The sequence below is a fragment of the uncultured Bacteroides sp. genome (assembly GCF_902491285.1).
GTDB lineage: Bacteria > Bacteroidota > Bacteroidia > Bacteroidales > Bacteroidaceae > Bacteroides.
Genome location: NZ_CABUHK010000068.1, coordinates 1 through 12,623, shown reverse-complemented (window position 1 = coordinate 12,623; position 12,623 = coordinate 1). Strand labels below are relative to the sequence as shown.

The following is a 12,623-nucleotide window of genomic DNA, read 5'->3' as shown; positions in this document are numbered from 1 at the left end:
TGATTTATGGATAAACAACTAATTGCCGAACGTTTCTCTAAAGCCATTCCCACCTATCCGCAGGAAGCAAACGTACAGCGGCAGATTGCAGATAAAATGATTCACCTGCTTACAGAACACATATCCTTTCCCTGTTCTAAAGTAATTGAATTCGGATGCGGCACGGGCATTTATTCCCGTATGCTGCTCCAGGCTCTACGACCGGAAGAATTATTGCTAAACGACCTTTGCCCGGAAATGAAGTATTGCTGTGAGGATATATTAAGAAAGGAACAGGTTTCCTTTCTTCCGGGAGATGCAGAAACAGTTCCTTTCCCTGCTGAAAGCACATTGATAACTTCCTGTTCAGCTCTGCAATGGTTCGAATCTCCTGAAAACTTTTTCAAAAGATGCAATGCTTTACTCAATAAGCAAGGCTATTTTGCTTTCAGCACTTTCGGGAAAGAGAATATGAAGGAGATACGTAAACTAACAGGAAGCGGTCTTCCTTATCGTTCACGAGAAGAACTTGTAACAGCCTTGTCGCCCCACTTTGACATACTCTATTCGGAAGAAGAACTTATTCCTCTTTCGTTCGATAACCCACTAAAAGTGCTTTATCATTTGAAACAGACAGGAGTAACCGGCATATCCGGCTCACCTTCCCAACAACTGCGAACACGTCGTGACTTGCAGTTATTCAGTGAACGTTACACACAAGAATTTACCCAAGGCACTTCAGTGTCCCTGACCTATCATCCTATTTATATCATCGCAAAAAAGAAAGAAGTATGAAACAGAATGTATATTTCGTAAGCGGTATCGACACCGATGCCGGCAAGAGCTATGCCACCGGATTTCTAGCCCGTGAATGGAACAAGAACGGACAACGTACCATCACTCAAAAGTTTATCCAAACAGGAAACGTCGGTCATTCCGAAGATATCGACTTGCACCGTCGTATTATGGGAATTCCCTTCACTAAAGAAGACAAGGAAGGACTGACTATGCCGGAAATTTTCTCTTATCCTGCCTCTCCGCATCTCGCTTCCCAACTGGATAACCGTCCCATTGACTTCGACAAAATCAAACGTGCTACGGAAGAATTGAGTGAACGCTATGACTCTGTCCTGCTCGAAGGCGCAGGCGGACTAATGGTTCCATTAACTACGGAACTTCTGACAATAGACTACATCGCCCAAGAGAAATATCCACTTATCTTTGTCACTTCCGGCAAACTGGGAAGTATCAATCATACCCTGCTTAGTCTCGAAGCCATACAAAAGCGCGGTATTGTACTGGATACGGTACTTTATAATATGTATCCTACCGTAAAGGATAAAACGATTCAGAATGATACGATGAACTTCATTCAAAACTGGCTGAAGAAGTATTTTCCGGATACGAAGTTTATATTGGTTCCGGAAATAAAAGAGTAGCAGCACAAGTTATTTCACTCAACAACAATCGTACTTATTTGTGGATTATGGCTGTCATATGTAACCCTCACAGGATACATAGAGCCATAATCCTTTATCTTTTGTATAAAAGGGATATTTTTTCTTGTATAGCCTAAAGAAACCTCATTAGAATAGTGTTTGTCTTCAACCATATACTGAAAATGAATAACAAGGTAATAGGAAACACTACCACCTGTTCTTCCTTGTGTCATATTATATTTAGACTCATGGCTTACGATATTTCCCACAGTCTCCTTATCATAGTTTTGCGGAGACGAAGAATTATTTAACAAGACAAACATCAACAACACAACAGAGACAACAATTATGCCAATAGAATATCCAGACCAAAAAGACTCCTTACGTTCAGGTTTCTGAATATATTTTCTCTTCGGGGGCTTTTTTATTACCTTTCGCTTCCTCTTCTGGCGCATAAACCCATCAATCAGCAGCCGAATGTTTATCCAACACTCTTCGCAATATCTTCTCCGAAACAGGCTTCGTTACAAAATCATTGCAGCCGGCTTCTAAAGCCAGTTCCCTATCCGCTTCAAAAGCATAAGCCGTCAAAGCAATAATAGGAATCTCTTTGGAATAAGAACGGATGATATGAGTAGCTTCCAAACCATCCATGCGCGGCATTTTAATATCCATCAGGATTAAGTCTGGTTGATACTGCTTATACATTTCCACAGCTTCAAACCCATCTTTTGCCCAAAGTAAGGTATATTCTTTTCCTATCAAATTCTTTAACAGGATAAAGTTACTTTCCACATCTTCGGCAACCAAAATCTTTTTCACCTGCTGTGATTGGTTCACCTGATTACTCTCATATCCGGATTTAGTTACTTTGAAAAGTTTACCGGGTTCTCCAACCTCTTCACAAGGTATTGTAAAATAGAAAGTCGAACCTTTCCCCAGTTCGGAAGTCACACCAATTTCCCCGCCAATCTTCTCAATAATCATCCGGCAAATAGAAAGTCCTAAACCTGTACCCTGTGCAAAACTGTTCAACTTGACAAAACGGTCAAAGATATGATCCACTTTTTCCGGTTCTATACCTATTCCTGTATCTTTCACATATACACGAATCTTTTGTTCCATTCGTTCAAATCCAAAACGAATCTCACCTGTATAGGTAAACTTACCTGCATTAGTGATAAAATTCGTTATTACCTGCATAATACGGTTCGGATCTCCTTCTATCAGCAAATCTTCCTCCCCATTATCAAAAATAAGAGTTACCCCCTCTTTCACACGCTCCTTATGGATAGTATAAATCGTCCGGCAGGCTTCACCAAGATTCATCGGGCGTTTTACATATTCCAACGTACCCGCTTCTATCTTCGATATATCCAAAATATCATTAATAAGTTGCAGCAAGATATCCGAATTCTGATTGATAATATCCGAATAAAGCTTCTTCTCTTCAACAGTCTCGGCGGCAGGCAGCAATTGTGAGAACCCCACAATCGCATTGAGCGGTGTCCGGATTTCATGGCTCATATTTGCCAGAAAAGCACTCTTCAACCGGTCGGACTGCTCCGCCTTGATTCTGGCTTTAATAAGCTCCTGCTCAATATTCTGAAGATTGGTGACATCCCAAGAAATGCCTATCAATAACGGTTCGCGCCCCTCCATCGGTACAAGCGCTTTCAGCGTCTGTACAATACGCGCTTCTCCGGTAGCCGTCAGATAAGTTTCCTGCATATCAATACGTTTATGAGTCCTAAGTAACTCCAAATCGTCCTTGAGAAACTTTTCCGCATCCTCATGAGACGGGAATATCTCATAATCCGTATGCCCTATCGCTTTAGCAGCAGGAATACCCGAATGGTCGGCAAAAGCCTTGTTCCAGTACAAATATCTAAGTTCGTTTTCCGGATCTTTCACAAACAGATAAACCGGAATATTATTCAAGATACCATCCAGCAACAGATTCAGTTCGCGAAGCTCATCCCGCTTCTTTATCACATCCGTAATATCCTGAGTAAAGAACCAAATCAAATCCTGATCATTCTCATGAATCAGGAAAGTAGACACCTGATGAATCCTCTTCTTATTTTCCCCCTTACGCACATATGCCGCACGATAAGCAAAGCTGCCATCATTATCACGTATTTCCTGAAGCCGTTTTTCCCACGCTTCTTTTGTTTTCATAGAGACAGGCAAATCATATACCTTTTGTGTACCCATTTTCTGAGTAACTCCATATTCCTCTATAAATTGTTTATTAGCATAAATCAAAGTTCCGTCTTCCGACACGGCAAGAATACTGTCGCTCACCTTGTCCAGTACACTCTTGAAAACTTCCAGTTGCCTTTGTGTAGCCACTCCTTCCGTTATATCACGGCACATAATCAGTACGTACTCTTCATCCAACGGAAAAATACGGTTTTCATAATAATGACGTTTACCATTAAAATCCAGTTCATGATGCGCCGCCGATACGGTTCTTGTGGTAATTGCATGGCGCATATTAGAGTGTATGTTCTGATAAGCTTCCGCTGGAACCATATCACACATATGCATCCCCACAAAATCTTTATTTGTCACCCCCACATGATTGGTTTCTTCATTGGACACAACTTCAATCCCCACTTCCTTATGATTAAAGACAGTCAGCATATCCGGCAGAGAATCCAGTATCTTTACAGCATACTTCTCCTTAAAACTGACGGAGTTATTACTTTCTTTCTCCTGTCTGAGGATTAAAATCTCCTTCTTGAGCTGCTCATTTTCTTTTCTAAGCCGCTCTAATTGTTCTACTAATATCGTTTCTGTTTGTTCACTGTTGTCCATGGCATAAGGAATAAATACGTACTTATCTGCCAAAAGTAAATATTTTATTGCAGATAAGTACGTAAAATCCCATTTATTTTCAAAGAATCATTCAATCACCATAATCCGGTCATCCAGTCCGACTTTCATGCCGTCTTCCACGAATACTTCTTTTACGACACCGTCCGCCACCGAACGTATTTCGTTTTCCATCTTCATGGCTACCAATACACAAAGCGGGTCGCCGTGTTTCACACTGTCTCCCTTCTTCACATACGTTTTCAGTATGACTCCCGGCATCGGTGCCTGTACCACCTGCCTCCCTACCGATTCGGCAGCAGAACGTGCATTGTGTATCTTCTCCATCTCTCCCTGTAACTCAATCTGATACAATTCTCCCTTATTCATTATTGTATAAGAATTATTGGAAGAAGGAGAAATCTGCACTCCATGCGAATGATGGTCGATAATGATAGAATGAATGGAGTCACCACCCATATTATAATCGACCTCATATATTTTACCATTGACCGCAATCTTCTTGACCGGCCCGTCCTCCAGGATTTCCACCTTATATTCACTATCCGGCATATCCTGAAGTTTGGCATAATATGTAGCTAACGTTGTACCCATAAACTATTTATTTAATTTTCAATTCAATAATTATTGGCTGTCATCTGCAACTTACCGTAATACTTCCAGAGCGATTCCCCCACCACCGGCAGAGTCGTGGCACGCGAAGCCGCTTCCTTCTCCCGTTCGTAGTGCCGCACCGCGGCCGCAATGACAGCTACCGTCGGGTCGGTATTCTGGCGGCGTTTCAAGTCTTCCTTATCAAAGCGCGTATCAATAAACGTCGTATCATATTCGCCTTTCAGGAAAGCGACATTCTTCAACACACGCTGATGGAAAGGAATAGTGGTCTTGATTCCCAGAATCTTATACTCACGCAAGGCACGAGCCATATTCGAGATGGCCGATTCGCGGGTACGTCCCCAACAGCAGAGTTTTGCAATCATCGGGTCATAATGCAGCGAGACCTCAAATCCGGCATAAGCCGCACTATCCAGACGCAAGTTACGCCCTTCGGGAGCTTCACGAACCGTAATCACACCGGGAGAAGGCATAAAGTTATTCTCCGGATCCTCCGCATAAATACGACATTCAATAGCAGCCCCGCTAAACTTTATATCATCCTGTTTGTAAGGTAGAGGATTACCCGCAGCCACCGTTATCATATCACGTACCAAGTCGACACCAGTACATTCTTCCGTCACCGGATGTTCCACCTGCAAACGAGTATTCATTTCAAGAAAGTAGAAATTCTGCTCCTTATCCATCATAAACTCCAGGGTTCCGGCACTATAATAACCGATTCTCTTACAGGCTTCCACTGCCACTTTCAGCATCTTCTTCCGAGTCTCTTCCTTTACAAAAGGAGACGGAGATTCTTCAATCACCTTCTGATTACGTCGTTGAATAGAACATTCACGTTCACCCAAATGAACCACATTTCCATATTTATCGCCCATAATCTGCACTTCGATATGGTGCGGATTCTCTATATACTTTTCGATATAGACAGCATCATTGCCAAACGATGTCCCCGCTTCGGACTGGGAGAGCCGGAGAGCCGTTTCCGCTTCCTCTTCGGAACGCACCAGGCGCATCCCCTTTCCCCCGCCGCCGGCAAGTGCTTTCAGCATAATGGGATAACCTACTTCATTGGCAACTTTCTTCACTTCATCAATTCCCTGTACAGGCGTCTCCGTTCCGGGAACAATCGGCAGTCCGGCTTCACGCATAATCTTACGCGCTTCCGTCTTGATTCCCATTCTGGCGATAATATCCGCACTCGGCCCGATAAAAATCACCCCTTCCTCTTCACAGCGACGGGCAAAGTCCGCATTTTCCGACAGGAAACCATATCCCGGATGAATGGCCGCCCCAGTCTTTTTGGCGATAGCCAATATCAGTTCCGGTTTCAGATAAGAAGTATCTTCGGGCGATTCGGAGATGCAATAAGCCTCTTCCGCATAGCGGACGTGCAAAGCTCCGCGGTCAACGTGTGTATAAACAGCCACCGTCGAGATATTCATCACCCGGCATGTACGGAAGATACGCATCGCTATTTCCCCCCGGTTGGCTACTAATATTTTCTTTATCATAATCTTTTTCTTTTTAATGAACACTCTTCATTCTCAGCTCTCCACTCTCAATTTATTAAAGCGGAATATTAGAATGTTTCTTGGGCGGATTGGACTGCCGCTTGTTGGCAAGCATCTCGAAACTGCGAATCAGGCGCAGGCGGGTTACCACCGGGTCAATCACTTCATCCACATAGCCCAGCTCCGCAGCACGATAAGGATTGGCAAACTTCTCGCGATAATCATCCTGAAGCTCTTTCCGTTTCTCGTCGGGTGTCTGTGACTTTTCTATCTCTTTCCTGAACAGGATATTCACCGCACCATCCGGTCCCATAACGGCAATCTCGGCAGTCGGGAAAGCCAGGTTCACATCACCGCGGATATGCTTGGAACTCATTACATCATAAGCGCCGCCGTATGCCTTGCGGGTAATCACCGTAACTTTGGGCACAGTAGCCTCGCAATAAGCATACAGTAATTTCGCACCATTACGGATGATACCGCCATATTCCTGGTCTACTCCCGGCATGAATCCCGGCACATCGACCAACGTCAGCAAAGGAATATTGAAAGCATCGCAGAAGCGGACAAAACGGGCTGCTTTGACAGAAGCGTTAATATCCAACGTACCAGCCAGCACCAACGGCTGATTGGCGACCACTCCCACTGTCTTTCCGTTCAGCCGGATATATCCGGTGACGATGTTCGGGGCAAATTCCGACTGCAACTCGAAGAAGCTATTATCATCGGCTACGGCTTCAATCATCTCCTTTATATTATAAGGTTGGTTCGGATTGGTGGGAATAAGGTTGGAGAGTTCCGGCGTCAATCGGGTCGGCGAATCGCTGGTAGCCACAAACGGCGGTTCTTCCATATTATTTCCGGGAAGGTAGGAAATCAGTTCGCGGATATAGTTGATACATTCAATATCGTTCTCGGCAGAAAGATGAGCCACGCCGGACTTGGTCATATGAACGCCTACTCCGCCAAGGTCGTCTTTACTGACTTCTTCCTGCGTCACACTTTTCACGACATCGGGGCCGGTGATAAACATATATCCCGAATTCTTCACCATCAGGATAAAATCGGTCAGTGCAGGAGAATAAACAGCGCCACCCGCGCAAGGGCCCATAATAGCGCTAATCTGCGGGATGACGCCCGAAGCCATCGAGTTGCGGAGAAATATCTCGGCATATCCCGCCAAAGAACGGACTCCCTCTTGAATACGTGCACCGCCTGAATCGTTCAGACCGATGATAGGAGCTCCCATCTGCATCGCCATGTCCATCACTTTGCAGATTTTCCTGGCATGAGTCTCGGACAGGGCGCCGCCGAAGACTGTAAAGTCCTGCGCAAAGACATAGACTAGCCGTTTGCCAATCATGCCATATCCCGTCACCACGCCATCACCCGCAAATTTCTGCTTCTCCATGCCGAAATCGGTACAGCGATGAGTCACCAACTTGTCCAGTTCGATAAACGAACCTTTCTCCAACAGTAAATCGATACGTTCACGGGCGGTCAGCTTGCCCACGGAATGTTGTTTTTCAATGCGGACGTCTCCACCGCCTTTTTCTGCTTTTCTGTTCAGTTCTTCCAGATTCTTGATAAGCTCTTTCATAGGCTCTATTTATTTAAATTACACAAAGGCACTTTTATATAATAAACGTACGATATTCCGAAAATGTTAGCGTTTATGTCTTTAAACATAATTTATCGGCAAAAACTCTTTTTTACGGGCGGCGTCAACAATCACCCACCTTTGCTTGTTTAGCACTCATCATTTTAATAAAACCTATACCCTAACGAAAATGAGAACAGTTAAATTTCTATTAGCAGCCTGTTTCCTGCTCGCACTCGGCACAAGTATTCGCGCTCAAGTGCAGCAGAATGAAACTTACTTACCCAAATTTGCAATCAAGACCAATGCCCTCTATTGGGCAACCACCACTCCCAACCTTGGCTTCGAAGTAGGACTGGCGAAGAAACTCACCCTCGATGTGTCCGGCAATTACAATCCGTGGGAATTCGGAAACGACCGTCAGTTAAAACACTGGCTTGTCCAACCGGAACTACGCTACTGGCTCTGCGAACGCTTCAACGGAAGTTTCTTCGGACTGCACGGACATTACGGAGAAATGAATGTCAGCAATCTGAATTTCCTCGGACTGGGACACGACCGCTATGAGGGTAACTTCTACGGAGCCGGTATCTCTTATGGTTATCAATGGCTAATCAGTAAGCGCTGGAGCATGGAAGCAACGATTGGTGTGGGATATGCTCATCTGAAATATGACAAATATGCCAGCAACAACAAATGTGAAAAACTCGGTCACAAAAACCGCAATTACTTCGGCCCGACCAAAGTCGGCCTCAGCTTCATTTATATCATCAAATAATCGAACTCTCTAAAACTCACAAGGATGAAAAGAAAAGTTATTTATCTATTTATAGCACTCGTCGCCACCCTGTTACCGGCACACGCCCAGAAATTCCTGAACGATGCACTCACCCTCTCCAATGTATCATTGTGGCAGCAGGGAAATTCCCTCTATGTCGGCATGACCTTCGACATGAAGAACCTTACCATAGGTTCGGCACGAAGCCTGAGCCTCACTCCGTTATTGACAGACGGACAGCATAATGTCCCCCTGCAAGAAATCATCGTCAACGGAAAAAGACGTGAAAAAGCATATATCCGCGGACTGGCTATGACCAAACAGGAGCCTACTGCCATCATCGTTCCTTACAACAAGCGGGAAACATTCAATTATACACAAGTCATCCCCTATAAACCGTGGATGGCGAATGCGTCCCTGCAACTTGTAGAGAACCTGTGCGGATGCGGTAATTATCAGGAAATGAACGCTCAAGAGCTGATTACCAACGACGTATCGACCGAAGCCAAACGGCTGAGTGCCATGTCCCCCATCGTAGCCTATATCCAGCCTACGGTGGAAGTGGTAAAGAATCGTAGCGAACAATACGAAGCGCATCTCGATTTCCCAGTCAACAAGTTTGCCATCCTTACCGACTTTATGAACAATCATGCCGAACTGGTAAATATCCATTCCATGTTCGACAAGATTCAGAATGATAAGAATCTGACTATAAAAGGTATCGGAATTGAAGGTTTCGCCTCTCCCGAAGGTCCGCTGGCGTTCAACGAACAACTGTCCAAGAAGCGTGCGGAAGCTCTGAAAGACTATTTGGTGAAAAACGAAAAAGCGTCTTCCAAACTTTATAAAGTGACTTTCGGCGGCGAAAACTGGGACGGACTGGTGAAAGCTCTCGAATCTTCATCCATGAAGGATAAAGATACGTTCCTGAAAATTATCAGAAATACGACCGACGACGCCAAACGGAAACAGGAAATCATGCGCGTAGGCGGTGGAGTCCCTTATCGTACCATGCTGAAAGAAATCTATCCGGGACTGCGCAAAGTGAATTGCAAGATTGACTATACCGTTGTCAATTTCGATGTGGAACAAGGACGCGTCATCATTATAGAAAATCCGAAATATCTGAGCTTGAATGAAATGTATCAGGTAGCCAACAGTTATCCGAAAGGCAGCAAGGACTTCGTCAATGTATTCGACATCGCCGTACGTATGTATCCTGCGGATGCAGTAGCCAACCTGAATGCAGGAGCAGTCGCCCTGTCACAGAAAGACTTGGACAGAGCAGTGAAATATATGGAAAAAGCAGACCATACGACCGCCGAATTTATAAACAATACCGGAGTCTACAATTTCCTGAACGGAGACATCAGCCGGGCTATGGCAGCCTTCGAGCAAGCTGCCCGATTAGGTAACGAAGCAGCTCAAGCGAACCTGAAACAGTTGCAGCAAATATTAAGTGTGAAGATGAAATAGTAAAATGTAAGATGAAATAAATAGAAAAAATCTATTTGCCGCATCGACCCAAGTGAGACGTTTGTTTGTTATACTCATAACAAATGAACGTCTTACTTTTTAAAACCAGACTATTATGACCTTGATTCTTGCTATCATTCCGGTACTATTATTAATCATATTAATGGCATTCTTCAAAATGCCGGGCGACAAAAGTAGTATCATTTCCTTAGTGGTAACCATGCTGATTGCACTTTTCGGCTTCACCTTTTCTGTGGACAATCTGTTTTATTCCTTTCTATACGGAGCGTTAAAAGCTGTCTCCCCTATTTTAATCATTATACTAATGGCTATTTTCAGCTACAACGTATTGCTGAAAACAGAAAAAATGGAGATTATAAAGCAGCAGTTCGCTTCCATTTCCACCGATAAGAGTATTCAGGTATTGCTATTGACTTGGGGATTCGGCGGATTACTGGAAGCGATGGCAGGATTCGGGACGGCAGTTGCCATTCCGGCAGCTATTCTTATCACTTTGGGGTTCAAGCCGATATTCTCGGCTACCGTCAGCCTGATAGCAAATAGCGTGGCTACCGCTTTCGGAGCTATCGGAACTCCGGTGCTCGTACTGGCAAAGGAGACAAACTTGGATGTTCTGAATCTTAGTACCAATGTCGTACTGCAATTATCAGTCCTCATGTTCCTTATTCCGCTTGTACTGCTTTTCCTTACCGACCCCAAATTGAAATCACTCCCCAAGAATCTGTTTCTGGCTTTATTGGTAGGCAGTGTTTCTTTAGCCAGCCAATACCTCGCTGCCAGATATATGGGAGCGGAATCTCCGGCTATCATCGGAAGTATCCTGTCTATCATCGTCATCGTTCTCTATGGCAAACTGACTGCATCCAAAGAAGAAAAGGCACGGAAAAGTTCGTTGAAGACGAAAGATATTCTGAATGCATGGAGCATTTACCTGCTTATTCTATTCCTTATTATTCTCACAAGCCCGCTATTTCCGGGATTGCGCCACACATTGGAGAATAACTGGATTACGAGAATCAGCCTGCCTATCAATGCTTCTACCGTAAATTACACTATTTCATGGCTGACTCATGCGGGAGTATTGCTTTTCGTGGGTACTTTCATCGGCGGATTGATACAGGGAGCAAAAGTAAAGGACTTGTTTATCGTACTTTGGAATACGGTAAAACAGTTGAAAAAGACTTTCGTCACGGTTATCTGCCTGGTCGGATTATCCACCATTATGGACGCTTCGGGAATGATTGCCGTTATTGCCACGGCACTCGCCACTGCTACCGGAAGTTTATATCCGCTGTTCGCACCGGTCATCGGTTGCCTGGGAACATTTATTACCGGAAGCGACACCTCATCCAATATCCTTTTCGGCAAACTGCAAGCAAGTGTAGCGGGACAAATTCATGTCAGCCCCGATTGGCTTTCCGCCGCAAATACAGTAGGCGCTACGGGGGGTAAGATTATCTCCCCGCAAAGCATCGCCATTGCCACTTCCGCCGGAAACCAGCAGGGCAAAGAGGGTGAAATCCTGAAAGCAGCTATTCCGTACGCATTAGCTTATGTGGTAATTACCGGAATTATTGTCTATATTTTCAGTTAATTCCCCGAAAAGTATATCTTTGTAGAAATAATTTTAATTCCATGAAGAATTTTAAAATCAGACAAGAGACAAAGGAAGACCTTGACGAAGTTTATCAGTTAATCAAAACCGCCTTCGAAACGGCTAAAGTGAAAGACGGAGACGAACAGGACTTCGCCGCAAAACTGCGTAAGGGAAAGAATTTCATCCCCGAACTTTCGTTGGTTGCCGAAACCGAAGGAAAACTTATCGGACATATCATGCTTACCCAGACTCCGGTTTTGCAGAGTAATGGCGAACGATATACAGCGTTGTTAGTAGCTCCCCTCTCCGTATTACTGGAATACAGGGATTTCGGAGTCGGCTCCGCCCTTATGAAAGAGGGGTTAAGACTAGCCACAGAAATGGGTTATGAAGCTGTATTCCTCACAGGTGACCCCAATTATTATAACCGGCTCGGATACCAGTCTGCCGCCAACTTCGGAATTACCTGCCCCGGAATTCCCGACCAATTCGTACTGGCGTACGAGTTAGTGCCGAACGCGTTGGATAAAGTAGAAGGTACGATTGGGGAATGGTAGATAGATATGATGAAAAAAAGAAATTTCAGCAGATAAAAATGATAATTTCGCACCTAATCCACTGGAATATTTTGATGATGATTAGGTCATGATTTAATAGAGATTAGGAAATATATCATGAGGTGTGGTTATTGAATACATTAGCAACAACCAAATCATTATCGTTATTATGGATATAGAAAGAATACTTAAAACAAGAGAAAATG

General features: G+C 44.2%; 11 protein-coding genes. 6 read left to right on the top strand and 5 right to left on the bottom strand.

Annotated features, from left to right (window positions below; genetic code table 11):
• Nucleotides 1–6 precede the first annotated feature (6 nt).
• Both bioC and bioD read left to right on the top strand, forming a co-directional pair.
• The gene (bioC, locus tag RDN93_RS16170) at nt 7–774 is read left to right on the top strand and encodes a malonyl-ACP O-methyltransferase BioC (RefSeq protein ID WP_308746476.1); all 768 of its coding nucleotides are present in this window, start codon (nt 7–9) and stop codon (nt 772–774) included.
• Nucleotides 771–1,418, top strand: coding sequence for a dethiobiotin synthase (gene bioD / locus RDN93_RS16165; protein WP_308746475.1), 648 nt, complete (start codon nt 771–773; stop codon nt 1,416–1,418). The genes bioC and bioD overlap by 4 nt, the downstream gene beginning before the upstream one ends.
• A gap of 14 nt (nt 1,419–1,432) precedes the next feature.
• Here bioD and RDN93_RS16160 read toward each other — a convergent pair whose 3' ends face one another.
• The 5 genes from RDN93_RS16160 to RDN93_RS16140 all read right to left on the bottom strand — a co-directional run bounded on the left by RDN93_RS16160 (nt 1,433) and on the right by RDN93_RS16140 (nt 7,988).
• On the bottom strand, nt 1,433–1,873 hold the full coding sequence (locus RDN93_RS16160) for a DUF3592 domain-containing protein (RefSeq protein ID WP_308746474.1): 441 nt from the start codon (nt 1,871–1,873) through the stop codon (nt 1,433–1,435).
• Nucleotides 1,874–1,880: 7 nt separating this feature from the next.
• Nucleotides 1,881–4,241 (bottom strand): PAS domain-containing protein, encoded by a 2,361-nt coding sequence (locus tag RDN93_RS16155; protein WP_308746490.1) that lies wholly within the window; start codon nt 4,239–4,241, stop codon nt 1,881–1,883.
• Between the two features lie 87 nt (nt 4,242–4,328).
• Nucleotides 4,329–4,853 carry a biotin/lipoyl-containing protein gene (locus RDN93_RS16150; protein WP_308746473.1) on the bottom strand — a complete coding sequence of 175 codons (525 nt, stop codon included), beginning with the start codon at nt 4,851–4,853 and terminating at the stop codon, nt 4,329–4,331.
• Between the two features lie 23 nt (nt 4,854–4,876).
• Nucleotides 4,877–6,388, bottom strand: coding sequence for an acetyl-CoA carboxylase biotin carboxylase subunit (gene accC, locus RDN93_RS16145; RefSeq protein ID WP_308746472.1), 1,512 nt, complete (start codon nt 6,386–6,388; stop codon nt 4,877–4,879).
• A 55-nt stretch (nt 6,389–6,443) separates the two neighbouring features.
• Nucleotides 6,444–7,988, bottom strand: a complete 1,545-nt coding sequence (locus RDN93_RS16140) for an acyl-CoA carboxylase subunit beta (protein ID WP_308746471.1) — start codon at nt 7,986–7,988, stop codon at nt 6,444–6,446.
• A gap of 190 nt (nt 7,989–8,178) precedes the next feature.
• Between RDN93_RS16140 and RDN93_RS16135 the strand changes: the two genes are divergently transcribed.
• The 4 genes from RDN93_RS16135 (at nt 8,179) to RDN93_RS16120 (ending at nt 12,417) form a co-directional block, all read left to right on the top strand.
• Nucleotides 8,179–8,766, top strand: coding sequence for a DUF3575 domain-containing protein (locus RDN93_RS16135; protein ID WP_308746470.1), 588 nt, complete (start codon nt 8,179–8,181; stop codon nt 8,764–8,766).
• A gap of 24 nt (nt 8,767–8,790) precedes the next feature.
• Nucleotides 8,791–10,242: a DUF3868 domain-containing protein gene (locus RDN93_RS16130; protein ID WP_308746469.1), complete on the top strand. Its 1,452-nt coding sequence runs from the start codon at nt 8,791–8,793 to the stop codon at nt 10,240–10,242.
• Nucleotides 10,243–10,357: 115 nt separating this feature from the next.
• Entirely contained in the window at nt 10,358–11,857 is a 1,500-nt protein-coding gene (locus RDN93_RS16125; protein ID WP_308746468.1) for an L-lactate permease, read from the top strand.
• 41 nt (nt 11,858–11,898) lie between these two features.
• The gene (locus RDN93_RS16120; RefSeq protein ID WP_308746467.1) at nt 11,899–12,417 is read left to right on the top strand and encodes an N-acetyltransferase; all 519 of its coding nucleotides are present in this window, start codon (nt 11,899–11,901) and stop codon (nt 12,415–12,417) included.
• Nucleotides 12,418–12,623: the final 206 nt, after the last annotated feature.

What these genes read in the sequence shown, in the direction of transcription:
- bioC (WP_308746476.1), top strand. Translation starts at nt 7, where the DNA reads ATGGATAAACAACTAATTGCCGAACGTTTCTCTAAAGCCATTCCCACC.
- bioD (WP_308746475.1), top strand. Translation starts at nt 771, where the DNA reads ATGAAACAGAATGTATATTTCGTAAGCGGTATCGACACCGATGCCGGC.
- RDN93_RS16160 (WP_308746474.1), bottom strand. Translation starts at nt 1,873, where the DNA reads ATGCGCCAGAAGAGGAAGCGAAAGGTAATAAAAAAGCCCCCGAAGAGA.
- RDN93_RS16155 (WP_308746490.1), bottom strand. Translation starts at nt 4,241, where the DNA reads ATGGACAACAGTGAACAAACAGAAACGATATTAGTAGAACAATTAGAG.
- RDN93_RS16150 (WP_308746473.1), bottom strand. Translation starts at nt 4,853, where the DNA reads ATGGGTACAACGTTAGCTACATATTATGCCAAACTTCAGGATATGCCG.
- accC (WP_308746472.1), bottom strand. Translation starts at nt 6,388, where the DNA reads ATGATAAAGAAAATATTAGTAGCCAACCGGGGGGAAATAGCGATGCGT.
- RDN93_RS16140 (WP_308746471.1), bottom strand. Translation starts at nt 7,988, where the DNA reads ATGAAAGAGCTTATCAAGAATCTGGAAGAACTGAACAGAAAAGCAGAA.
- RDN93_RS16135 (WP_308746470.1), top strand. Translation starts at nt 8,179, where the DNA reads ATGAGAACAGTTAAATTTCTATTAGCAGCCTGTTTCCTGCTCGCACTC.
- RDN93_RS16130 (WP_308746469.1), top strand. Translation starts at nt 8,791, where the DNA reads ATGAAAAGAAAAGTTATTTATCTATTTATAGCACTCGTCGCCACCCTG.
- RDN93_RS16125 (WP_308746468.1), top strand. Translation starts at nt 10,358, where the DNA reads ATGACCTTGATTCTTGCTATCATTCCGGTACTATTATTAATCATATTA.
- RDN93_RS16120 (WP_308746467.1), top strand. Translation starts at nt 11,899, where the DNA reads ATGAAGAATTTTAAAATCAGACAAGAGACAAAGGAAGACCTTGACGAA.